The organism is Arthrobacter sp. P1_D4, assembly GCF_056406115.1.
In genome coordinates, this window is the sequence record NZ_JBFUAU010000017.1 from 61727 (window position 1) to 84196 (window position 22470).

18 protein-coding genes, 1 tRNA gene and 1 pseudogene are annotated in these 22470 nt (G+C 67.7%); 6 read left to right on the forward strand and 14 right to left on the reverse strand.

Going from position 1 to position 22470, the window contains the following annotated elements:
• Window positions 1-149: 149 nt before the first annotated feature.
• Window positions 150-1127, reverse strand: coding sequence for an aldose 1-epimerase family protein (locus AC1D0A_RS16975; protein WP_243180042.1), 978 nt, complete (start codon window positions 1125-1127; stop codon window positions 150-152).
• Window positions 1128-1217: 90 nt separating this feature from the next.
• Here AC1D0A_RS16975 and galK point away from each other — a divergent pair, with 90 nt between their 5' ends.
• Window positions 1218-2378, forward strand: a complete 1161-nt coding sequence (gene galK / locus AC1D0A_RS16980) for a galactokinase (protein ID WP_476946358.1) — start codon at window positions 1218-1220, stop codon at window positions 2376-2378.
• A gap of 20 nt (window positions 2379-2398) precedes the next feature.
• Window positions 2399-3637 (forward strand): acetyl-CoA C-acetyltransferase, encoded by a 1239-nt coding sequence (locus tag AC1D0A_RS16985; protein ID WP_476942927.1) that lies wholly within the window; start codon window positions 2399-2401, stop codon window positions 3635-3637.
• Between the two features lie 35 nt (window positions 3638-3672).
• Here AC1D0A_RS16985 and AC1D0A_RS16990 read toward each other — a convergent pair.
• Window positions 3673-4491 (reverse strand): annotated as a pseudogene (locus AC1D0A_RS16990) (Bax inhibitor-1/YccA family protein); the annotation flags it as partial.
• Window positions 4492-4641: 150 nt separating this feature from the next.
• A complete protein-coding gene (locus tag AC1D0A_RS16995; RefSeq protein ID WP_476946359.1) occupies window positions 4642-5592 on the reverse strand; it encodes a hypothetical protein in 951 nt (316 codons plus the stop codon).
• Between the two features lie 508 nt (window positions 5593-6100).
• On the opposite strand from AC1D0A_RS16995, the gene AC1D0A_RS17000 reads away from it, so the two are divergent.
• The 4 genes from AC1D0A_RS17000 to AC1D0A_RS17015 are packed head-to-tail and all read left to right on the forward strand — an operon-like array spanning window position 6101 to window position 10223.
• A complete protein-coding gene (locus tag AC1D0A_RS17000) occupies window positions 6101-7384 on the forward strand; it encodes a branched-chain amino acid ABC transporter permease (protein WP_028277361.1) in 1284 nt (427 codons plus the stop codon).
• Between the two features lie 9 nt (window positions 7385-7393).
• Complete coding sequence (locus tag AC1D0A_RS17005) at window positions 7394-8362, forward strand: branched-chain amino acid ABC transporter permease (RefSeq protein WP_476946360.1); 969 nt, start codon at window positions 7394-7396, stop codon at window positions 8360-8362.
• Window positions 8359-9453, forward strand: coding sequence for an ABC transporter ATP-binding protein (locus tag AC1D0A_RS17010; protein ID WP_476942925.1), 1095 nt, complete (start codon window positions 8359-8361; stop codon window positions 9451-9453). The genes AC1D0A_RS17005 and AC1D0A_RS17010 overlap by 4 nt, the downstream gene beginning before the upstream one ends.
• Window positions 9450-10223: an ABC transporter ATP-binding protein gene (locus AC1D0A_RS17015; RefSeq protein WP_476946361.1), complete on the forward strand. Its 774-nt coding sequence runs from the start codon at window positions 9450-9452 to the stop codon at window positions 10221-10223. The genes AC1D0A_RS17010 and AC1D0A_RS17015 overlap by 4 nt, the downstream gene beginning before the upstream one ends.
• A gap of 315 nt (window positions 10224-10538) precedes the next feature.
• On the opposite strand, the gene AC1D0A_RS17020 is transcribed toward AC1D0A_RS17015, so the two are convergent.
• From AC1D0A_RS17020 to AC1D0A_RS17070, 11 genes are all read right to left on the reverse strand, one after another.
• Window positions 10539-11888 (reverse strand): ABC transporter substrate-binding protein, encoded by a 1350-nt coding sequence (locus tag AC1D0A_RS17020; protein WP_476946362.1) that lies wholly within the window; start codon window positions 11886-11888, stop codon window positions 10539-10541.
• Between the two features lie 318 nt (window positions 11889-12206).
• A tRNA-Leu gene (locus AC1D0A_RS17025) sits at window positions 12207-12280 on the reverse strand.
• Window positions 12281-12312: 32 nt separating this feature from the next.
• The gene (locus tag AC1D0A_RS17030; protein WP_476946363.1) at window positions 12313-13257 is read right to left on the reverse strand and encodes an N-acetyltransferase; all 945 of its coding nucleotides are present in this window, start codon (window positions 13255-13257) and stop codon (window positions 12313-12315) included.
• Between the two features lie 125 nt (window positions 13258-13382).
• Entirely contained in the window at window positions 13383-14870 is a 1488-nt protein-coding gene (locus AC1D0A_RS17035) for an NAD(P)/FAD-dependent oxidoreductase (protein ID WP_476942923.1), read from the reverse strand.
• Between the two features lie 38 nt (window positions 14871-14908).
• Window positions 14909-16321: a S8 family serine peptidase gene (locus tag AC1D0A_RS17040; RefSeq protein WP_476946364.1), complete on the reverse strand. Its 1413-nt coding sequence runs from the start codon at window positions 16319-16321 to the stop codon at window positions 14909-14911.
• 66 nt (window positions 16322-16387) lie between these two features.
• Window positions 16388-17347 (reverse strand): Ppx/GppA phosphatase family protein, encoded by a 960-nt coding sequence (locus AC1D0A_RS17045; RefSeq protein ID WP_243180067.1) that lies wholly within the window; start codon window positions 17345-17347, stop codon window positions 16388-16390.
• Window positions 17344-18147 carry a DUF501 domain-containing protein gene (locus AC1D0A_RS17050; RefSeq protein ID WP_439954116.1) on the reverse strand — a complete coding sequence of 268 codons (804 nt, stop codon included), beginning with the start codon at window positions 18145-18147 and terminating at the stop codon, window positions 17344-17346. Before AC1D0A_RS17050 ends, AC1D0A_RS17045 begins: the two co-directional genes overlap by 4 nt.
• A 66-nt stretch (window positions 18148-18213) precedes the next feature.
• On the reverse strand, window positions 18214-19005 hold the full coding sequence (locus AC1D0A_RS17055) for an FtsB family cell division protein (RefSeq protein WP_243180077.1): 792 nt from the start codon (window positions 19003-19005) through the stop codon (window positions 18214-18216).
• Window positions 19006-19091: 86 nt separating this feature from the next.
• Window positions 19092-20372 (reverse strand): phosphopyruvate hydratase, encoded by a 1281-nt coding sequence (gene eno / locus AC1D0A_RS17060; protein ID WP_018774732.1) that lies wholly within the window; start codon window positions 20370-20372, stop codon window positions 19092-19094.
• A gap of 188 nt (window positions 20373-20560) precedes the next feature.
• Entirely contained in the window at window positions 20561-21166 is a 606-nt protein-coding gene (locus AC1D0A_RS17065; RefSeq protein ID WP_043436257.1) for a MazG nucleotide pyrophosphohydrolase domain-containing protein, read from the reverse strand.
• Window positions 21167-21287: 121 nt separating this feature from the next.
• A complete protein-coding gene (locus AC1D0A_RS17070; protein ID WP_476943518.1) occupies window positions 21288-22454 on the reverse strand; it encodes an adenosine deaminase in 1167 nt (388 codons plus the stop codon).
• Window positions 22455-22470: the final 16 nt, after the last annotated feature.

The window sequence follows — 22470 nt, forward strand, 5'->3', positions numbered from 1 at the left end:
GATTCCGTAGGCGACGCCCAATAGGAAACCAGAAACCAGCAACCAGCAACCGGCAACCAGCACCGGGCTACGGTCCAGGCACGGGCGACGGCCGAGGCACCGGCCCGGGGGCCGTTCATGGGGTCAGGCCGCCCGGTCAGCCCACAGCGTCAGCCGGCAGCGGCCGTCAGCGAGGCGGAGATGCCCCAGGTCATGGAGAACTGCTCCCCCGGCGCAAGCCAGCGCAGGCCCTCGCCGCTGTTGAACGCGTTGGCGGGACCGGTCATCGGCTCGATCGCGACCGCCTTCGACCGGCCCGGAAATTCCGTCGTCACGAAGACATGGACATACCCGCAGCTCGCGTCCTGCCACAGGCTCACCGTCCGCCCGTCGGGTGAGCGCAGCGTGTGCCGGGCGACGCCGCCGTCGAACTCCAGGTCCGTGTAGGCCGAATCGAGGTCCAGGGTCCCCACCGGCCGCCCGCCGCGCAGATCGAAGTCGCCGCTGACCGGTTCACTGCTGCGCGGGATGAGGCGGTCGTCGGCGACCAGCCTGGTCCGGGCGTCCACACTCACGGTGAGGTCCTCGCTGGGCACATCGCCCAGCCGCAGGTACGGGTGCGCGCCGAGCACGAACGGCGCACGGTCCTGGGAGTCGTTGATCAGGGTTTGGCGCACCACCAGCCCCAGGTCCTCGGCCAGTTCGTAGCGGACCCGGTGCCGCAGAAGAAACGGGTAGCCGTGCTGCGGAAAAACCGCCGCCTCCAGGGTTACGGAGAACTCGTCCTCGTCCACGAGATCGTAGGAGGAGTTCCGCAGCAAACCGTGGCTGGCGTTATTGCGGGAGACCTCGGTGATGTCCAGCTGCAGCTTCTTGCCGTTGAGGTGCCAGACGCCGTCCTCCACCCGGTTGGCCCAGGGTGCCAGCGTGATTCCGGTGGCGCCGGGCGCGATGTCGGCATCCCCGTAGGTTTCCGTCAGGGCGGTGTCTCCACGGCTGTAGAGCCGCAGGCCGGCGGCGAGTTCGGTGACGACTGCCAGGGCGTCGCCGCGCCGGAGCTCGTACTGCCGGCCGGACGCGTACCTGCGCATCGTGTCATTGGCGGCGGATACAGTGCCGGATGCCGGGGGTGTCGCTGAGAGATCCATGGTGACCACCGTACAGCCCGCACCACACAAACAACCCCGCGAACCCGTATACCTTGGACCCATGACTTCCAGCAGCGCAGGAGCCAGGCCATGAATCAACCCCTGGACGGCCGCGGGCTCGCCGCCCGGTTTGAGACGGTCTTCGGCGCCCGGCCCGACGGCGTGTGGCAGGCACCGGGGCGGGTCAACCTCATCGGCGAGCACACCGATTACAACGAGGGCTTCGTCCTGCCGTTCGCCATCGACCGGGCGGCCCGGGTTGCCGTCCGGGTCCGGCCGGATTCCACGGTGCGGATGCTCTCCACGTTCGGCAACCAGGGGCTGACCACCGCGGAGACCGGCTCGCTGGCCCGCGCCAGTGCCAGGGGCTGGACAAAGTACCCGCTCGGGGTCATCTGGGCGCTGCAGCAGCGGGGCCTTCAGGTTCCCGGCGTGGACCTGCTCCTGGATTCCGAGGTTCCGCGAGGGGCCGGCCTGTCGTCCTCCCACGCCATCGAATGCGCCGTGATTTCGGCGCTGAACGGGCTCATGGACGCCGGCCTCTCCGTGCAGGACATGGTCCTGGCCACCCAGCGGGCGGAGAATGACTTCGTCGGCGCGCCGACCGGCATCATGGACCAGTCCGCCTCGCTCCGGGCCACGGCCGGCCACGCCGTCTTCCTCGACTGCCGGGACCAGAGTGTCCGGCTGGTGCCGTTCGACGCCGATGCCGCGGGACTGGTGCTGCTGGTTGTCGACACCCGGGTTTCCCATTCCCACGCCGACGGCGGGTATGCGGCCCGCCGGGAATCGTGCGAACTCGCCGCCGAGGTCCTTGGCGTGCGGGCGCTGCGCGACGTCGGGCTCGAGGACCTCGAGGAGGCCAGCGGGCTTCTGGACCGGGAGACCTTCCGCCGGCTCCGGCATGTTGTCACCGAGAACCAGCGCGTGCTGCAGACGGTGGAGCTGCTGGACACCCGGGGCCCGGCCGCCATCGGCCCCTTGCTCGACGCGTCCCATGCCTCGATGCGCAATGACTTCGAGATCTCCTGCGCGGAGCTGGATCTTGCCGTGGACACGGCGCGGTCGGCCGGCGCGGTCGGCGCCCGCATGACCGGCGGCGGCTTCGGCGGCTCCGCGATCGCCCTGACCCCGGCGGGATCGGCGCAGCAGGTGCGCTCCGCCGTCGAACGTGCCTTCGCCCGGGCCGGGTATGCCGCGCCGGAGATCTTCAGCGTCAGCCCCGCGGCCGGAGCCATGCGGCTGGCCTAGGCGGGGCGTAGTCTGGGCGCATGCCAGAAGCTGTCATCGTTTCTACTGCCCGGAGCCCGATCGGCCGTGCGTTCAAGGGGTCCCTGAAAGACGAACGGCCGGACGATCTCGCCGCGGCCATGATCACGGCGGCCCTCGCCGGGATTCCGGAGTTCGACGCCGCCGCCGGGGCCGGCCACGGCCTGGACGACATCTATCTGGGGTGCGCCGAGCCAAGCGGCGAGGCCGGCTCCAACATGGCCCGTGTGGTCAGCATCCTGGCCGGGCTGGACAACGTTCCGGCCGCCACGATCAACCGTTTTTGTGCCTCCAGCCTGCAGACGCTCCGGATGGCCTTCCACGCCATCAAGGCCGGCGAAGGCCAGGCGTTCGTGGCCGCCGGGGTTGAGGCCGTGTCGCGCTACCGGGACTGGGCCGGTGCCGGCGAGACCGACGCCAGCACGCACAATCCGCGCTTTGAGGCGGCCCGGAAACGCACCGAGGCCCGCGCGGCCGCCAACACGCCGTGGACCGACCCGCGGCTGGGCGGCCGGATGCCGGACGTGTACATCGCCATGGGCCAGACGGCGGAGAACGTCGCCACAAGCTACGGCATCACCCGTCAGGAGCAGGACGCCTGGGCGGTGCTCAGCCAGAACCGGGCCGAGGCGGCCATCGCTTCCGGGTTCTACGCCCGCGAAATCACCCCCTATACCCGCGCCGACGGCTCGGTGGTGGACCGCGACGATTCACCGCGGCCCGGGGTGACAGCAGAGGCGGTCGGTGCCCTGCAGCCGGTTTTCCGCAGCGGCGGCACCGTGACGGCCGGGAACGCGTGCCCCCTCAACGACGGGGCCGCCGCCGTCGTGGTTATGAGTGATTCTCGCGCCCGCGAACTGGGCCTCGAGCCGCTTGCGCGGATCGTCTCCACCGGTGTCAGCGCCCTGTCCCCGGAGTTGATGGGCATGGGGCCGGTGGCAGCGACCCGCCGGGCGCTCACGATCGCCGGGCTGACCATCGGGGACATCGACCTCGTGGAGCTCAACGAGGCCTTCGCGGTCCAGGTGGTGGCCAGCGCCCGGGAGCTCGGCATCGATCCGGAGATACTCAATGTCCATGGCGGCGCCATTGCCCTTGGCCATCCCTTCGGGATGACCGGCGCACGCATGACCACCACGCTGATCAATGGGCTCCGCGCCCGCGACGCCTCTTTGGGACTGGCCACGCTGTGCGTCGGCGGCGGCCAGGGCATGGCGGTTGTGTTCGAGCGGCTCAGCTGACGGCTTCCTGCTGAGCCGCATACGAGAGGAGCCCCCTGCGGGGCGCCGGCGTTGATGGCCGCCTCGATCGACGTGAAGTCCATGATCAGGGAGAAGGCGGCCAGGCCGATCGCCAGGAAGCCGATGAAGACGCCGAGCGGGATGCCCATGATCTCCACGCTGGTGCTCAGGCCAAACGGCGTGGTCACGGCCCCGGTCATCATCATGACGACGTTGACGAGGGCAAACACCGCATAGCCGATCAGGGCGATCATGAAGAACCGCATGAGCTTGGGCGTCGCCCGGACCTTGCCGCTCTTGAACAGCACGAGCGTCACGGCGAAGACGGACAGCGTCCCGACGACGGCCTGGATGCCGACTCCCGGGAACAGGTTGTCAAGGATGCGGGTCAGGCCGCCGAGGAAGAACCCTTCGAGCAGGGCGTAGGCCAGGATAAGTCCGGGCGACGGCTGCTTCTTGAAGGTGTTGACCATTGCCAGGGCGAAGCCGCCGAGGGCTCCGAGGATCATCAGCATGGATCCGGTGCCCTGCGGGACGGCGAGCGCCACTGCCGCGCCGACTACCAGGATGCCGAGGCACCCCGCGGTCTTGACGATGACGTCGTCGTACGTCATCCGTCCAATGTCAGCCGGCCCGGCCGCCGGGCGGTTGTACAGGTCCTGGAGCTGTTCCTGGGTCATGCCCTGCTGGGCCGCATTCCACCCGCCCTGGACCGGGGCCTGACCGTAAGCGGTCTGGCCATACGGGTTCTGACCGTACGGGGCCTGACCGTACGGGGCCTGCGGGGCAGGCGGTGCCTGGGTGGCTTCGCGGAAATTCTTTCCGCTGAAGATCGGGTTTCCGCCATGTGCCATTGCGGGTGTCCTCCAAAATAAGGGGGTGGGTGATGTTCCGGTGCGATGCGGACTAGACGAAATGGGGATTTTATATAGTCACGCTACCAATTCCCACGGCTGACCGGGAGGGATAGTTCCCCACGGGGACCGCCGCAACCGAACCGTGATCTAGGTCAGCGGGTTTTTCAGGCCTAGCATGCCCGCGGAGGCCAGCCTCCCGGTGCGGCTCGCGAGTGTGCGGCTCGTGAGCGTGCGGCTCGTGACTGTGCCGGCCGCCAGCAGGCCGGACTGTCCGTCACCGTGGAAATCGTCGAACCGCTGCGACGGGTCACCCTTCGGCTCGGGGAGCGGGCCGGGAACCGGCGCCGGCGTTCCCGTGCCGCTGTTGATAATGACGTCGTCGATGTAGATGTCGGCCATTTGCTGATCGTGTTCGGAGCCAAGCTGGAGCGTGTCGAGCGTCGTCGCGGAAATACTGACAGTGCCGGCGTAGACCGAACGCCCGTCCCACCAGATTTGGACGTTGGTCCCGGGGCCGTTGGGGACCACGTGCATGACGAGCCGGTGCCAGGAGTCAGTCGGGACGTCCCGCCGCAAGGTGGTGTAGGCGAACCCTGCGGGTGACGAGGTACGGAGCACGAGCTCATGGGAGATGTTCTGCCGGAAAACATCCAGGACGCGGACTCCGCCGGCAAAGAACCGGAAGTAGGGAACATTGTTTCCCGCCATTCCTTCGGCGGCGATGTTGAACCAGCCGTCCGCATATGCCTCCGTGGTCCCGGGGGTCAGGCCCACCGTCAGCCTGGCGATGGAGCCCGGCACCGCGGTGGTGTGCAGGAGGGCGGCACAGTTCCCGGAGTGCGAGAGCCCGGTGGACACCGAGACGCTCCCCGTCCCGGCCGCGGAAATGCCGAACCCGTCCAGGGTGCCTGCCTCGAAGCTGGACGCCGCGGCCTGGATCCCCGGATAGGGGTCCCTGAGTGCCTCCGTGGAGGGAACGCAGGCCTGCGCCCCGGCAGTTTCGGGTCCCAGGCTGAGCGCCGGGAGGCCCAGGATCGCCAGTACAAGCGAACCCGCGAGGCACAGCTTGACCACCCGGTTCATCAGTCGGCCCTCCACGATCGGCCCCTGCCTTCGGCGCCGGCCGGATTCCGGAACGAACGGACTCGGGTTCTGGCGCTCTCCGCACCATAACGCCGGCGGGCTTGTAAAAAGCTTGGGGGTGGCGGTTCCGCGGGCCGGAGCGTACGTGCCCAGCCGCCCGCGCCAGCAGTGGGTGGCCCGGCGAATTGCGGACCGGGCAGGCCACTGTTTAGGCATACTCGGAATCAACAAAAGTTTTCTTTAGCTGGGCTACAGCATGGTGTCGGCGGCGCTACACGGTTGTTACCCGATCGCGACGTTCTCCCTGCTCGCAGCGGCATTCTTTGGGTCGCCCGGGCTGTAGCATAGGCCACACAGGGTGACGGACATCACAACACGTGATCGTAGTGCCAGACGCTCGTCCCCTGACCGTTCGCAACGGTTGCAAAGGCGCAACCCACAGCACCCCCATGTGGAGGTTTTCAATTTGAGAAGCACAACGAGCGGCCTGTCGCAGAGACGGCGCGGCAGACTATTGAGGGCTGTGGGGTCAGTATTCGCCGCCACGGCTGCGCTACTGCTCATCGTGGCCCCGGCGTCCAGCGCCACGACCCCCTCGCCGACACCATCCCCGTCGGCCACCCAGTTCACGAACAGCATCAGCGGCTTCCTGCGCGGCGACGACCGCGCACCGATCCCCGGGGTGACCATCACCGCCACGAGCGGCGATTTCACGGGAACCACGAAATCGGGAGCCAACGGCGCCTGGACCATCGGCGTCCCCACCCAGGGAACCTACGAGGTCAAACTCGATGAGTCCACGCTTCCGCAGGGCATCAAACTGGCCGAGGGCCAGGAGAACCCCCGCAACGTCACCTTCAGCCAGACCTCAAACCTCTCGGTGATCTTCACGTTTGGCAAGGGCATTGTCGTGGAGCAGCAGAACTTCATGCAAAACCTGCTCAACCGGCTGGTGGCAGGCCTGAGCTTCGGCCTGTTGCTCGCCCTCGCGTCCGTGGGCCTGTCCCTGATCTTCGGCACCACCGGCCTGACCAACTTCGCGCACGGAGAAATGGTCACCCTCGGCGCGGTACTGGTGTTCGCCTTCAACCAGATGCACCTGCCGTTCTGGCTGGCCGTCATCCTGGCCGTCATCGGCGGCGGATTGTTCGGCTACGTCCAGGACGCGGGCCTGTGGAAACCCCTGCGGCGCCGCGGAACGGGGCTTGTTCCGATGATGATCGTCAGCATCGGCCTGGCCCTGTCCGTGCGCTACATCATCCAGTTCTACTTCGGCGGCGCCACCCAGCAACTGCCGTTCGCCCAGAGCGTGGAAATCCTGATCGGCCCGATCTCCATCTCCCCCAACAACCTCTTGTCCCTCCTCGTCAGCGCCGTCGTGATCGCCGCCCTCGGCGTCGTCCTGCTCAAGACCCGCCTCGGCAAGGCCACCCGTGCTGTGGCCGACAACCCGGCGCTGGCCGCGGCCTCCGGCATCGACGTCGACTCCGTCATCCGGATCGTCTGGGTGGTCGGCGGCATGCTCGCCGCCCTCGGCGGCATCCTCTGGGCCTACTACCGTCCCGGCGTCACCTTCGACATGGGCTCGCAGATCCTGCTGCTCATCTTCGCCAGCGTCACCCTCGGCGGCCTCGGCACAGTCTGGGGCGCCCTGGTCGGTTCCATCATCGTCGGCATCTTCGTTGAGCTGACCACCGTGTTCGGCCTCGCAGCCGACCTCAAATACGTGGGAGCGTTGTTCATCATGATTGTTGTCCTCTTGTTCCGCCCTCAGGGCATTCTGGGCCGCAAAGAGCGCGTGGGTTAGGAGACAGCCATGGACTTCGGATTCATATTTTCCAGCGCCGCCGGCGAACTATTCAGCCCGACGACAGCTGCCTACGCCCTGGCCACCCTCGGCCTCGCGGTTCACTTCGGCTACACCGGCCTGCTCAACTTCGGCCAGGCCGGCTTCATGGCAGTGGGAGCCTACGGCTTCGCCATCTCCACCCTGACGTTCCATGTGCCGTTCTTCGTCGGACTGCTCGTCGCCGTCGTCGCCTCCGCCATCTTCGCCCTGCTACTGGGCATCCCGACGCTGCGGCTGCGGGCGGACTACCTGGCCATCGTGACCATCGCGGCGGCCGAAATCGTGCGCTACATCGTCACGACCAACCAGCTGACCGCCGTCACCGGCTCGGCCAACGGCCTGGCCGCCTTCGAGGGCGATTTCTACGCCATGAACCCGTTCCCTCCCGGGACCTACATCGGCATGAACAACCGTGACTTCTTCATCCGGGTGGTGGCCTGGGCCGTCGTGGCCGTGTTCTGCCTCTTGGTCTGGCTGCTGATGCGCAGCCCCTGGGGCCGTGTGCTCAAGGGCATCCGCGAGGACGAGAACGCCGTCCGCTCGCTGGGCAAGAACGTGTACGCCTACAAGATGCAGTCCCTGATCATCGGCGGCGCGCTCGGTGCCCTGGCAGGCATGATCTTCACGATTCCCCGCGGCGCGGTGCAGCCTGCCAACTACGGCACGGAATTGACGTTCTTCCTCTACACCTGCCTGCTGCTCGGCGGGCTCGGCACTGTGCTCGGCCCGGTGGTCGGCGCGATGATCTTCTGGGTGGTGCTCTCGCTCACCCAGGGCATCCTCTACGGCCTGATCGAGTCCGGCACCATCACGTGGCTGAACACGGTCCAGGCCGGGCAGCTGCGTTACATCCTGGTCGGCGTGGCGCTCATGCTGCTGATGATCTTCAGGCCCCAGGGCGTTCTCGGCAATAAGAAGGAGCTGGCATTCGCATGAGCATTCCAAGCGAAGAGTCACGGGACGAACCCCGCACGTCGGAAGAGATCGACTACATGACGGACACCCGTCCGATCGCCGCCGGCGAGATCGCGCCCGGTTGCAAGAAGCGTGATCCGATCGTGGTGGCAGAAAACGTCACCCGCACCTTCGGCGGCATCAACGCCGTCGACGTCCAGTACCTTGAGATCCCGCGGCACAAGATCACCGCACTGATCGGCCCCAACGGCGCCGGCAAGACCACCTTGTTCAACCTGCTGACGGGATTCGATACCCCGAACTCGGGTACCTGGCAGTTCGAGGGCAACAACATCGCCGGCGTCTCCTCGTACAAGGTGGCCCGGATGGGGATGGTGCGTACGTTCCAGCTCACCAAGGTCATGGGCAAGCTCACCGTCATGGAGAACATGCGCCTCGGCGCCTCCAGCCAGTCCGGCGAACGGCTGTCCAAGGCTTTGTTCAAGGGCATCTGGGGCGGCCAGGAAAAGAAGATCACCCAGGAAGCCAACGTGCTGCTGGAGAAGTTCAAACTGGACGCCAAGAGGGACGACTACGCGGCGTCGCTGTCCGGCGGGCAGCGGAAGCTGCTGGAAATGGCCCGCTCCCTCATGGTGCGGCCCAAGCTGGTCATGCTCGACGAACCGATGGCCGGCGTCAACCCGGCGCTGACGCAGTCGCTTCTGGACCACATCAAGAACCTCAAGGCCGAGGGCATGACCGTCTTGTTTGTCGAGCACGACATGAACATGGTCCGCCACATCGCCGACTGGGTGGTGGTGATGGCAGAGGGCAAGATCGTGGCCGAAGGGCCTCCCGCCGAAGTCATGAAGAACCCCGCCGTGATCGACGCCTATCTCGGCGCCCACCACGACGTGGATCTCGGCGACGCCGAGGGCATCAAGGAACTGGCCGCGGAGCTGGTCGCCGATGAGGAATCGATTGTCGGCACTGAAAACGCCGGCATCATCTCCGCCGACGTCCTCACCACCGAGGCGGAGGAGGCGACGAACGGGACAACGCGCGGCCGCCGCAGCGCCGGCGAGCCGAACACCGCCGAAGAGCCAAACCGCACAGAGAAGGACAAAGAATGAGCGCCACCAGCGCGGCACCGGCCGCCCAGCCCGCCTTCGATGGCGACTCGGTCGTGAAGGTCACCGATCTGGTGGCTGGTTACATCCCCGGCGTCAATATCCTCAATGGCTGCAGCATCGAGGCCCGCAGGGGTGAGCTGATCGGCATCATCGGCCCCAACGGCGCCGGCAAGTCCACGCTGCTGAAGGCCATGTTTGGCCTGGTCAAGGTCCACTCCGGCTCGGTGGTGGTCCGCGGGCAGGACATCACCGGGCTCAAGGCCAACAAGCTGGTCAGCAAGGGCGTCGGCTTCGTTCCGCAGAACAACAACGTGTTCGCCGCCCTGACCATCGAGGAAAACATGCAGATGGGCATGTTCCAGCGGCCCAAGGACTTCGCCCAACGGTTCGACTTTGTCTCCGAACTGTTCCCGGAGCTCGCCAAACGGCGCGCCCAGCGGGCCGGCTCGCTCTCCGGCGGCGAACGCCAGATGGTCGCCATGGGACGGGCCCTCATGATGGACCCGGCCGTTCTGCTGCTCGATGAGCCCTCCGCGGGCCTCTCCCCTGTCAAGCAGGATGAGACCTTCCTCCGGGTCCACGAGATCAACCGGGCCGGCGTCTCCGTCATCATGGTGGAACAAAACGCGCGCCGCTGCCTGCAGATCTGCGACCGCGCCTACGTGCTGGACCAGGGCAAGGACGCGTACACAGGGACGGGCCGGGAGCTCATGAAGGATCCCAAGGTCATCCAGCTCTATCTGGGGACGCTCGCAGACACTGTCGAATAGCGCCGGGCAGTATCCCCCACAGGGCCGTCACCAGCCGGTGGCGGCCCTTGTGCGTGCCCGGCGGCGCCTGGCTGCGCCCCAGGCCTCTGGCCACGCCTCCGGGCGCCTCCGCAGCCTGCGACGGCGTCACGCGTTGCAGGTTTATGGACGGGGACCTTGAGGGCGTAGCTGGAAATCCGGCGTCAGCTGTCCAATGCCGGTCTAATGGCTGCCGTGCTTGATGCCTGGCCCGTACGGACGCTGGCCCGCTCCCCCGCACACAAAAGACCCCCGTCCGGACTGGACGGGGGTCTTCTGTTAGTCAGGGGAAGCGGCTTACAGCTTGCCGAATTCTTCCTTGACCGGCTTGTAGGTGTTGTCATCCTGGTACTCGTAGATGCCGATGTAGGCTTCCGTCGGGTCGCCGGCGTCGGAGAACGTCACGGGGCCGGACTGGCCGTCGTAGTCGATGTCCTTACCGTTGCGGAGCAGGGTGACGCAGCTCGGGAAGGTGTTGCACTTCTCTCCACCCTCAGAGACTGCCTTGAGCTGGGCTGCGATGTCGGTGCCCTTGGTGCTCTTGGCGGCCTCGGCGGCCAGTGCGATCAGGTTCACGGCGTCGTAGGACTCGCCGGAGTAGCTGTAGTCCTTCAGCGCCGGGTCAATCCCCAGGAGCTTCTTCTTGAAGTCCTCCTTGGCGAAGGTGCCCGGGATGGTGCCCTGGGCGCCCTTCAGGGTTCCTGCCTGGAAGTCCTTGCTGTAATCGGACATGTTGCCGTCCACCATGAAGATCTGGGTCGGCTTGACGCCCTTGCCCGTCATCAGCGGAACGATGCTCTTGGCCTGGTCGAAGGTGATCAGGGCAATGGCATCCGGCTTGGCGGCCAGAACCTTGTCCACCTGGCTGCTGAACTGGGAATCGCCTTCATTGAAGAGCTCCTGGGCAACAACCTTGCCGCCTGCCGCCTCGAAAGCGGACTGGACGTTCTTTGCAAGGCCGGTTCCGTAGGCGTCGTTCAGGACGATCATGCCGACCGTCTGGGCGCCACAGGTGGCCATGTAGTTGCCGAGGACCTTGCCCTGGAGCACGTCCGAGGGGGCGGTGCGCCAGTAGAGGCCCTTGTCATCCCACGCCGTGAAGTCCGGGGAGGTGTTGGCCGGGGAGAACTGGACGACGCCGGCGCCGGTGATCTGGTTGATCACGGTCTTGGAGACGCCCGAGGAGGCGGCGCCGACGATTGCGCTGACGCCCTGTCCGAGCAGTGCCGTGGTGGACTGGGTGGCGATGTCGGTCTTGGTGTCGCCGGAGTCACGGTGGATGACCTCTACCGGCTTGCCCAGGACGCCGCCGGCATCGTTGACCTCCTTGATGCCGAGGTTGACACCTGCAATTTCGGGCGGGCCGAGGAAGGCCAGCGAACCCGTCGTGGGCAGGAGCGAGCCGATCTTCAGGGGCGTGGGGGTGGTGGTGGCCGAGGCGGGCACAGTGCCCGCTTCGCCGGCGGCGCTGGTACCGCCACCGGTGGCGCTGGGAGCCGGGCACGCGATTCCCGCGGCCGCGGCTGAGCTGGATCCCGACGAACTCGGGGCGGGTGAACCGCCACAAGCCGTAGCCAAAAGGGCGACGCCGAGGCTAAGCACGGTGAGCTTAGCGACGCGGGGCGCAACCCGGGGGAGTGAAGTCATGTACAAGCTCCTCGATCTAAAGGTGCGAACGGCCTTTGACGCGAAAGATCAGGTGTTCCTGATTCCACTTCAAGCTAGTGCAATTTCGACGTGAAAATAAGTGACTACGGTCACATCCTTATAACACTCGTTGCATAGAGGAAATCTGGACGGTTTGCGGCGGCTGTTTTGTCGGGGGCGACGGCCCGGAACGGCTGCCCGGGTCAGTCGATCCCGAGGGCAAGCACGTGCGAGGGACAAGCCCGTGCGACGGGCCTGGGAACGCCGGGGGCCAGGGCCGCCAGGCTGCCGGGCGCCGCAGGGCGGCGCGCAGCCCAGTGCCCCAGGTGGGACTCGAACCCACAACACGCGGATTTTAAGTCCGCTGCCTCTGCCAATTGGGCTACTGGGGCGCCCGGTCAATGGTATCCCGCCGCCGGGCGGATCAGTCCGCGAAAGGCTCCGCGTAGCGGAAGGTGCCGCTCACGCCGCCGGGCCAGACGGCGAGCGGCAGCAACTGGAAGTGCGCGGCCCAGCCTGCCTCCGGCGGCGCCACCCCGAGCGAGGTGGACGGAACAAAGCCGAAGCGGGAGTAGTACTCGGGACTGCCCAGCAGGGCTATCCCCCGCTCCCCCGCGGTGTTGGCCCGCGCCACGGTCTCGTTCATGAGCGCGGTGCCGATGCCGTGGCGCTGCAGCCGCGGCACCACCCCGATCGGCCCGAGGCCGAGCAGCTCCAGTCCGTCCACCCATCCGCGGGTGCTGATCACATGCCCCACGATTTCGCCGTCGAGTTCGGCCACGATACTGAACGCCGGCAGGTATTCCTGGCACTCGAACAACCGCGCCAGCAGCTTCACTTCCTCGGGTTGGCCGTCGATGTGCTCTCCGGTGGCGGGCGAGATGGCAAACGCGGCGGCGGTGAGGGCGAGGATGGCGGGACGGTCCGCCGGTTCCTCGCTGCGCAGCACGAGTTCCGGTGCCGGTTTGTGCACACCGTTGGCCGCGACGAGCTCGTGCAGTACCTCCAGCGCCCGTTCGGTGTCCGCCACCGGCACCAGCAGATGGTCATGGTGGAAGCCGGCAAGGACGTTGCAGCTGATCTTCGCCTCGGTCAGGGCCGCGCTGACGGCTGCCGTGAGGCCGATCGCCTCCAGCGAAGAGTGCACCTGGAGCGTGATCCAGGCCGCGACGAAGTCGTAGGAGAGCCCCAGGCTGTCTGCTTCGTTCCGCGGCAGCACGACGGTCAGCCCTTCCGCCTCACGGACGGCGGCCGCAATGGCCCCGGCCAGGGGCTTGCCGTGCGGCCACAGGGCGTAGACGTATTCGCCCTCGCGCAATTCGGGGTGCATGGTGGCCAGGAGGGCGTGCAGGTCCTTTTCAGCTGTCATGGAGCCAGTCTAGGCGCGGGGCCCGTGCTCCGGTCCGCTCCCGGCGTCCTGGGGCGGCTGCCCGCCACGAAAACGGCGGCCGCTCCCCCTGAGGGGAACGGCCGCCGTCGAAGGCTCAGATCAGGCTACTTGGAGTCGGCCGGAACAGCTTCCTTGGTGTCGTTCTTAGCAGTGCCGTTCTTCCCGGCGTCGTTCTTGGCAGCATCCGCAGGCGTGCCGGCAACGGGAGCAGCGGCAGGCTTCGGGGCCGGCGTCGCTGCGGCCACGAAGGCGCCGCGCGGGTTGTCCAGATCCATCAGCTGCGTGGTGTCGCGGCCCAGGAAGAAGGCCCAGATCCAGCCGGAGATCACGCGGATCTTGCGCTCCACGGTGGGGATGGCCATGCCGTGGTAGCCACGGTGTGCCAGCCAGGCCAGCGGGCCCTTGAGGCCGATGCGGCCAAGCAGGTTGATGTTCGCCACGCCCTTCCATTCGCCGAAGCCGGCGACGGCGCCCAGGTTCTTGTGCTTGTAATCCTTGAGCGGCTTGTCCCAGCGGGAGGCCCACAGGTTCTTGGCGAGGCGCTTGGCCTGGCGCAGCGCGTGCTGCGCGTTCGGCACGCACGTGCCGTCCGGCAGGCCGCTGCCCGTGAGGTCGGGGACGGCAGCGACGTCGCCGGCGGCCCAGGCGTTCTCGATGATGCCCTCGTCGCCTGCGATGCGCAGATCGGCCAGGACGCGGACGCGGCCGCGCGGCTCGAGCGGGAAGTCGGTGGAGCGGACCATCGGGTTGGCCTGCACACCGGCAGTCCAGACCAGGGTGTCGGTCTCGAATTCCTGGGCCGGGCTCTTGTCCGGGAGGTTGATGAGCTTCAGGGAACCCTCGGCGTTGTCGAGGGAGGTGTTCAGCAGGACCTCGATGCCGCGGCTGCGGAGGTGCTCGACGACCCATTCGGCCTGCGATGCCGTGACCTCGGGCATGATGCGGCCCATCGCCTCGACCAGGACGAAGCGGACTTCCTCCTGCTTGATGCGCGGGTTGTTCTTGACCGCGGCGCGGGCCAGGTCTTCCATTTCGGTGATGCACTCGATGCCGGCGAAGCCGCCGCCGACGACGACGAACGTCAGGGCGCGGGCGCGCTCAACGGGGTCCGTCATGAGGGAACCGGTCTCGATCCGCTCGAGAACCTTGTTGCGCAGGGCGACGGCCTCTTCGATGGTCTTCAGGCCGATGCCCTTGTCCGCGAGGCCCTTGATCGGGAACGTGCGGGTGATGGCGCCGGCGGCAAGCACGACGTCGAAGTAGGGAATCTCGAAGGTGCCGCCGCCGTCGGAGGGTGCGACCACTGCCGTGCGGTTGGCGTGGTCGATCGAGGTCACGCGGCCCTGAATGAGTTCCGTCTGCTTCAGGTGCTGGCGGTGCGAGACGACTGCGTGGCGCGCCTCGATGTTGCCGCCGGCAACTTCCGGCAGGAAGGGCTGGTAAGTCATGTAGGGCAGCGGATCCACGAGGGTGACGATGCCACCGGCATTCGCGATCTTTTTCTGAAGTTTGAGGGCTACATACAGGCCGACGTACCCGCCGCCGACGACGAGTACCCGGGGACGGTCCTGGAGCTGAAGGGAGGATGCCATATCTCAAGAATACAGTAGTTTGTGAAAACCTTCACTAACTATGACGGCTTGCTGGAGTCCACCGGATTGACGGCCTCGGGTTCGGCCCTGCCGGTCCCGTCCGGCCCGTCCGGGCCGTCCTTCGGCGGCGTGCGCATGGCGGCCCGCAGCTGGAACGCGGCGGCCACAACGATTCCGACGAGCAGGGCTCCGAAGCCCAGGACCACCGCGGCCGGCACTGCACTGTCCAGCTGGGACGGCTTCTCCGCGACGGGCACGGTCGCTTCGGGCAGGGTGGGGGCAGCGCTGGAGGGTGCGGGCTCCGCGGCAGGGTCAGTCGTGGCGAGGTTTCCGCGCCGGTGGACCCGGATCCAGTCCGAAATGGACCCCAGCGGATTGACTTTGGTTTCCGGGACATCGGCCTTGAGGGCGGCCTCGGCGTTCAGCACGCCGAAGCCATAGAGCGGATCCTTCCCTGGCGCCCCGGCGTCCTTGGCCGTGGTGACGATCCGGTTGATGACCTGGCTGGCGGACATTTCGGGCCATTTGGAGCGAATCAGGGCCGCGACGCCCGACACGATGGGCGTGGCTCCGGAGGTGCCGGCCCAGTCGGCGTAGCCGCCGCCGGGCAGGCCGCCAACCAGGTCCTCGGCGGGAGCTGCGACGCCGATGCTGATGCCCTGGGAGGAGGAGTCGATGCTGGCCGCGCCGGTGCGGTCCAGGCCTGCAACCGTCAGGACGCCGGGGATGGTGGCCGGGGCGCCGACCTGGACGTTGCCGCCCACCCGGTTGCCCGCGGCGGCGACAATCACGACGTCCTTCTGTTCGGCGTAGAGGAATGCCGCGTCCCAGCTCTGCGGCCATTCCGGCGACGTGCTGCCGAGGGAGATGTTGATGACGCGGGCGCCGTTGTCCACGGCCCAGCGCACTGCCTCCGGGATCTGGTCCTGGTCGCTCTTGCCGCCCGGGTTGGCCGAACCGAGCCAAGTGGAGACGGACAGCAGCTGCGCTTCCGGGGCGACGCCGACAACCCCGTCAGGTCCAGCGGCCGGGCCAGCGCCAGGGCCAGTTGCGCTGGCGCTCGGTTTGGCAGTTGCTTCGGGCGCCTGGTGCCCCCGTCCGGCGAGCATGGTGGCCACGAGGGTGCCGTGTTCGGGTTTGGCGCCGATACTCTCCTGGCCGTTGGCCTTGCCGGCGCCGGAAATGTCCGCGCCGCCAGCGAGCACGCCGCCCAAATCCGGATGCCGGCCGTCCACTCCGCTGTCAATCACGGCGACCTTGACCCCGGCCCCCTTGGAAACGTCCCAGGCTTTGGTGATGCCGGACTCGGCGAGCCAGTATTCCTTGTCCCGCCAGGAGTCTGCGTGGGCGGGCGCGGCCAGGGTCAGCGCCGCCGTGGACGCCCCGCCGGCGAGGGCCAAGGCCATCAACGCGGAGGCGGTCCGGCGGCGCCGGGCTGTTGCTCTGGTCATTCAGGTCCTATCGGCGGATGCACCAGCGGCACGGGCGCGCGCTGGGGCACGGCTGCTGGGGCGGGATCATCGGATGCTGAGGGCAATTCCGTCAAGAATATCGTGTTCGCTGCTCACGGCCGTGGTGATGCGGCCGCCGGTGACCTCGGCCAGGCGCTGCAGGACCCGCCGCCAGACCAGGCCACCGGCGCCGATCACGTCCACCCGCCCGGGGTGCATGTAGGGCAGCGCGGCCCGCTCTTCCCGGGTCATTTCGAGCAGCTCGGTGCAGGCTTTCCGGATCGCGTCCAGGTCCAGTTCGGTGCCGTGGATCGCGGCCGGCGAGTACTCCGGCAGGCGCAGCGCGTGCGCGGTGATGGTGGTGACGGAGCCGGCCACGCCGACGACGGCGGTGGTGCGTTCCAGCGGAACGGTTTGTGCCGCCTCGCTGATGGCGGCGTCGACGTCGGCCTCCGCGGCCGCGATCTGATCCGCGGTGGGCGGGTCGCTGCGCAGGTGCCGTTCGGTCATCCGGACGCAGCCGACGTCGACCGAGCGGGCCGCGATGACGCCGCCGGCGTTGCCCAGCACGAACTCCGTGCTGCCGCCGCCGAGGTCCACCACCAGCACGGGGTCCTGCCCGCGGGAGGGCAGCACACTGCTGGCGCCGGCGAAGGACAGCGCGGCTTCCTCGTCGCCGGTGATCACCTCGGGTTCGACGCCGAGGATGTCGCGGATGCCGTCGACGAAAACCTGGCGGTTACGGGCATCGCGGGTGGCGGAGGTGGCCACGAAGCGCACCTTTTCGGCGCCGTGCTCGCGGATGAGGGCAGCGTAGTCCCGGGTCGCGGCGAAGGTGCGCTCGAGCGCTTCCTGGGCCAGTTCGCCCGTGGAGTCCACGCCCTGGCCCAGCCGGACCACGCGCATTTCCCGCACGATGTCGGTCAGCCGCGGTGTGGCCGGCCCTGTTGCGTCGCCTGCGCTCACATCGGCGATCAGCAGGCGGATGGAGTTGGTGCCGCAGTCTACGGCCGCGACCCGGGTCACTTGGACTCCCCCGTGCCGGTGGTACCGGCCGTCTCAGCAGCGCCGGCGGTAGCGGCGGTGTCAGCGACGCCGGCGCCGGCGGCGTCGACGCGGGACTTGCGGACCGGTGCGGGCCGGCCCACGATCTCCGGCAGGCCTTGGGGGCCATGGCGGCTGAGGTCCCGCGACGGGGCCTCCCCGCCGGTGTCCCAGGCGCCGTCGCAGTAACAGCGCTCCACGGTCCACCACTCGGCGATGGCCGCGATCGATTCATCCCCCAGCGGGTTCACGCCCGGGCCGGCCGCCAGCGAATGCCCCACGAGGACGTGCAGGCATTTGACGCGGGTCGGCATTCCCCCGGCGGAGACGCCGTCGATTTCGGGAACGGCCCCGATGCCGGAGCGCGCGCCGATCTCGGCACGGGAGGCCAGATATGCCTCGTGGGCGGACCGGTACCGGGCCGCGAGGCCGGCGTCGGCAGCGAGCCGGTCGTTCATTTCGTTCATCAGCCCGGCGGCCTCCAGCCGCGATACCGCCGACGTGATCACCGGGTGGGTGAGGTAAAACGTGGTGGGGAACGGCGTACCGTTGCTGAGCCGCGGCGAAGTGGCGGCGACGAGCGGGTTTCCGCAGACGCAGCGGGCCGGGATTTCGACGACGTCGCGCACGGGCCGGCCCAACTGGCGGCTGAGGACCTCGAGATCGTGCGGTGACGGCTGGCGGGAGCCCTCCGGGGCGTCTGCCCTGTGCCGTGGTGCCGGGGTCTTGGCCCCGTCGTTGTCCTCGGCTGCTCGGTTCTGGTCCACTCGGTTCTCGTCCACGGGAGTGGCACCTTCCTGCCCTGTTCCGGATTGTCCGCGGGACAATCCCGGCGGCGGGCGCCGCTTCTAGTCTGTTGCCGATCGCCTGATGGACTCCCAGAGGGCGTCCACCCAGGGCAGGTTGGCCGGGTCTTGTGCTGATGCTGCACCCGCCGCGCCACCGGATTGCGCGGCAGGAAGATCGCTGCCGAATACCCAGTAGCCCGTCTCTCCGGGCATAACCATGTTAATGCGGTCGCGGGCCTGCTGTTTCACATAGTTGGGATCCTGCCACCGCGACACCTGGCGTTTGAGGTCCTCCTGCTTCGTCTGTTTGGCCGCAATGTCGGCCTGCAGCGCCGCGATTTCGGCGCGTTTGTCCAGGAAGATCTTGACCGTAGGGGCCAGCAGGATGGTGATGGCAATCATGACGACACCCAGGGCCAGCAGCCGGCCCGAGAACGCTTTGGCGGGCACGGGGTCCAGGGATTCGTCCGGCCCCCCTGCGGCGGTCCGGCCCTGGTTCTTGCCGCCGGTCCTGGCGTCGGTCCTGCTGCCGGACTTGGCGCCGTCCTTCCCGGCCGCCGGGCGGCTCTCGGGCTTTGCCGGAGCTCCTGCCGGGGCTGTTACGGGACGGGGTTTGGCCGCAGATGCGGCGCCGGAGCTGCCCGGGGCCGGCTTGCCTGTGGAGGCTGATACCCGTGGCGGGGCAGGCGCAGCGCCGGCCGGCGCCGCCGTGCCGCTGCGGGCGCCGCCAAAGTCCGCCTGGATGACCTCGCCGCCGTCGGCTGCTGCCCCCAGGCCCGTGGCCGCAGGCTTGGCAGCAGCAGCCTTGGCGGCAGGCGTAGCCCGGGGAACATTGGGGCGTCGGGTTGCCATGTCACTCCTTCAAAAGCGGACCAAAAAAAGAACCGGTGGCCATGGTCTTTCAACCATAGCCACCGGTTACCGGTTTTCGCGGCTAACTAGCCCTTGAAACGCGGGAACGCGCTGCGGCCGGCGTACCGTGCGGCGTCGTCGAGTTCCTCTTCGATGCGCAACAGCTGGTTGTACTTGGCCACGCGCTCGGAGCGTGCCGGGGCACCGGTCTTGATCTGTCCCGCGTTGGTGGCAACGGAGATGTCAGCAATGGTGGTGTCCTCGGTTTCGCCGGAGCGGTGTGAGGTGATGGTGGTGTAGCCGGCACGCTGGGCCAGGGACACGGCGTCCAGGGTCTCGGTCAGGGAACCGATCTGGTTGACCTTGACGAGCAGCGAGTTCGCGGTCTTGGTGTCGATGCCGCGCTGCAGGATGGCCGGGTTCGTGACGAAGAGGTCATCGCCCACGAGCTGGACCTTGTCGCCGATGGTGTCGGTGAGGGTCTTCCAGCCTTCCCAGTCGTTCTCATCCAGCGGGTCCTCGATGGACACGAGCGGGTAGTCGGCCACGAGCTCGGCGTAGTAGGCGCTCATCTCGGTGGCGGAAAGTGCCTTGCCTTCGAACTGGTAGGCGCCGTCCTTGAAGAACTCGGAGGAGGCGACGTCGAGGGCCAGGGCGATGTCCTTGCCCGGGGTGTAGCCGGCGTTCTTGATGGCTTCCTGGATCAGGTCCAGGGCGGCACGGTTGGACGGCAGGTTCGGCGCGAAGCCGCCCTCGTCACCCAGGCCGGTGGACAGGCCCTTGGCCTGCAGGACGGACTTGAGGTTGTGGTAGACCTCGACGCCCCAGCGCAGGCCTTCGGAGAAGGTCTCGGCGCCGATCGGGACGATCATGAATTCCTGGATGTCCACGTCGGAGTCGGCGTGCGAGCCGCCGTTGAGGATGTTCATCAGCGGCACGGGCAGGACGTGCGCGTTGGGCCCGCCCAAGTACTTGTACAGCGGCAGGTCAGCGGAGGCGGCGGCGGCGTTGGCCACGGCCAGGGACACGCCCAGGATGGCGTTGGCGCCGAGCTTGCCCTTGTTGGGGGTGCCGTCCAGGTCGATCATGGCCTGGTCGATGCTGCGCTGGTCGGTCGCGTCGAAGCCGGTCAGGGCCGGGGCGATCTGGTCGATGACCGCGTCGACGGCCTTCTGGACGCCCTTGCCGAGGTAGCGGCCCTTGTCGCCGTCGCGAAGTTCAACGGCCTCGTGCTCGCCGGTGGAAGCGCCGGAGGGAACTGCTGCGCGGCCGATCTGGCCGTCCGAGAGCAGGACTTCAACTTCTACGGTCGGGTTGCCACGGGAATCGAGGATTTCGCGGGCGTGGATGGCATCGATAAGCGCCATGGATATGCTCCTTTGGGTGAAGCGATCTGCAGGGAATCTGACTGCTTGGACTCTGGCTGAACATCAAGCGGAAAGCCGACGTCGTCGTCGCTACTAGCGTAGTCGAGAGCGGGATAAGTTACGGAAACCTATCCAATCCCCGGACGTCATGATGGTGCCGCTACCGTGCCGACTCTAGTCTGCCAGCACTATTGTGCCGAGGGCCTGGGGCCGGTGCTGTCCTGGAACCGGCGCAGGGCGCCGCGGAGAGCGCGTTCGGCGTCGAGCCCGCCGGCCCGGGCAGCGGCCACGATCCCGAACAGCAGGTCGCCGAGTTCCTCCTCGGCGGCCGGGAGGTCGACGGCGGTTCCGGCGGCGGTTTGGCCGGCGGCCGCTGCCATGCCCGCGCGTTCGGCGCGGTCCAGGAGCTTTTGGGCCCGCGCGAGGGCCGGCAGCGCGGCGGGAACCCCGTCGAAGACGTGGCCGCGTTCGGGCATCTCGGCCTTCTTGACGGCGTCCCATTTCAGGACGATCTCCTCCACCGTTGCCGGGAAGGAATCCTGCAGCGAGCCGTCGGGCCGGAACACATGCGGGTTGCGCCGGATCATCTTGGCCTTCAGAACCCGGGCGACATCGTCCAGGTCAAAGGCGCCGCGTTCCTCGGCGAGCCGGGCGTGGAGCACCACCTGCAACAGGACGTCCCCCAGTTCAGACTGCAGTTCCGCGTCGCCGGCGCCGGTCTCGATGGTCTCGGCCACCTCATAGGCCTCCTCCAGGAGGTACTCCACGAGGGACTCGTGGGTGAGGGCACCCATCCAGGGGCAATGCTCGCGCAGGGCCGCGATCGTCCCCCGCAGCTCCCCGACCTCGCAAGCTCGGCCGGGGACCCCTGCCGCTGTGGGCCCAGCGAGCCTCTGGACGGGTGATGTGTCCTCGTTAGCCAAGATCGGAGTAGGCCTCGTTGATGTATTCGACCAGGGCTTCCTTCTCCTCGAGCGGCAGGAAGGCGGCCTCGGCCGCGTTCAGCGTCAGCTCCAGCAGGTCATCGAGGTCGTAGTCGAACGTCTCAACCAGGAGTTCGAACTCGTCGGTCAGCGTCACGCCGCTCATGAGCCGGTTGTCGGTGTTGATGGTGACGTTGAAGCCGAGCTGGTAGAGCATGTCCAGCGGGTGGCTTTCGATGCCCTCACCGAAACCGGCAATGGCGCCGGTCTGCAGGTTGGAGGAGGGGCAGATCTCCAGGGCGATGCCACGGTCCCGCACCCAGCTGGCGAGCTCGCCCAGGGTCACCATGCCGATGGTGTCGTTGACGGAGTCGTCGAAGCCTTCGGCGGCGGCGGCCTCTTCGTCCTCTTCGAATTCGATCGTGACGTCCTCGGCGATACGGACGCCGTGGCCCAGGCGCAGGGCCCGGCCGTCAACGAGGGCCGACTGGATGCTTTCCAGACCGGCGGCTTCGCCGGCGTGGACGGTGGCCGGGAAGTTGTGCTGGGCCAGGTAGGTGAAGGCGTCCTTGAAGCGGGACGGCAGGAAGCCGTCCTCGGCGCCGGCGATGTCGAAGCCGACGGCGCCGTTGTTGCGGTGGCGGACGGCCAGTTCGGCGATCTCCTGGCCGCGGTCGGCGTGGCGCATGGCGGTGATGAGCTGACCCACCTGGATATCGCGGCCGGTCTCTGCCACGGCGTCCACTCCAGCCTCGAGGCCGGCCTGCACGGCTTCGACCACGTCGTCCAGGCTCAGGCCCTTCTGCAGGTGCTGTTCGGGTGCCCAGCGCACCTCGCCGTACACGACGCCGTCGTCGGCCAGGTCTTCGACGAATTCCTTCGCGACGCGGAACAGGCCCTCCTTGGTCTGCATCACGGCGATGGTGTGGTCGAAAGTCTCCAGGTAGCGGACCAGGGAACCGGAGTCGGCGGATTCGCGGAACCACTCCCCCAGGGCGACGGGGTCCGTGGACGGCAGCGTGTGGCCGACGGCCTCAGCAAGTTCAATGATGGTGGCCGGGCGGAGTCCGCCGTCCAGGTGGTCGTGAAGGGAAACCTTGGGAAGGCCCTTCAGGTCGAAATCGAGGTCAGGGGCAGCGTCAGGAATAGTCTCAGTCACGTTCCAACCATAGGGT

Coding starts and splice junctions, on each gene's coding strand:
- galK (WP_476946358.1), top strand. CDS start 1,218: ATGAATCAACCCCTGGACGGCCGCGGGCTCGCCGCCCGGTTTGAGACG.
- AC1D0A_RS16975 (WP_243180042.1), bottom strand. CDS start 1,127: ATGGATCTCTCAGCGACACCCCCGGCATCCGGCACTGTATCCGCCGCC.
- AC1D0A_RS17005 (WP_476946360.1), top strand. CDS start 7,394: ATGGACTTCGGATTCATATTTTCCAGCGCCGCCGGCGAACTATTCAGC.
- eno (WP_018774732.1), bottom strand. CDS start 20,372: ATGGCGCTTATCGATGCCATCCACGCCCGCGAAATCCTCGATTCCCGT.
- AC1D0A_RS17010 (WP_476942925.1), top strand. CDS start 8,359: ATGAGCATTCCAAGCGAAGAGTCACGGGACGAACCCCGCACGTCGGAA.
- AC1D0A_RS17020 (WP_476946362.1), bottom strand. CDS start 11,888: ATGACTTCACTCCCCCGGGTTGCGCCCCGCGTCGCTAAGCTCACCGTG.
- AC1D0A_RS17030 (WP_476946363.1), bottom strand. CDS start 13,257: ATGACAGCTGAAAAGGACCTGCACGCCCTCCTGGCCACCATGCACCCC.
- AC1D0A_RS17055 (WP_243180077.1), bottom strand. CDS start 19,005: ATGGCAACCCGACGCCCCAATGTTCCCCGGGCTACGCCTGCCGCCAAG.
- AC1D0A_RS17065 (WP_043436257.1), bottom strand. CDS start 21,166: ATGGGTGCCCTCACCCACGAGTCCCTCGTGGAGTACCTCCTGGAGGAG.
- AC1D0A_RS17035 (WP_476942923.1), bottom strand. CDS start 14,870: ATGGCATCCTCCCTTCAGCTCCAGGACCGTCCCCGGGTACTCGTCGTC.
- AC1D0A_RS17015 (WP_476946361.1), top strand. CDS start 9,450: ATGAGCGCCACCAGCGCGGCACCGGCCGCCCAGCCCGCCTTCGATGGC.
- AC1D0A_RS17040 (WP_476946364.1), bottom strand. CDS start 16,321: ATGACCAGAGCAACAGCCCGGCGCCGCCGGACCGCCTCCGCGTTGATG.
- AC1D0A_RS16985 (WP_476942927.1), top strand. CDS start 2,399: ATGCCAGAAGCTGTCATCGTTTCTACTGCCCGGAGCCCGATCGGCCGT.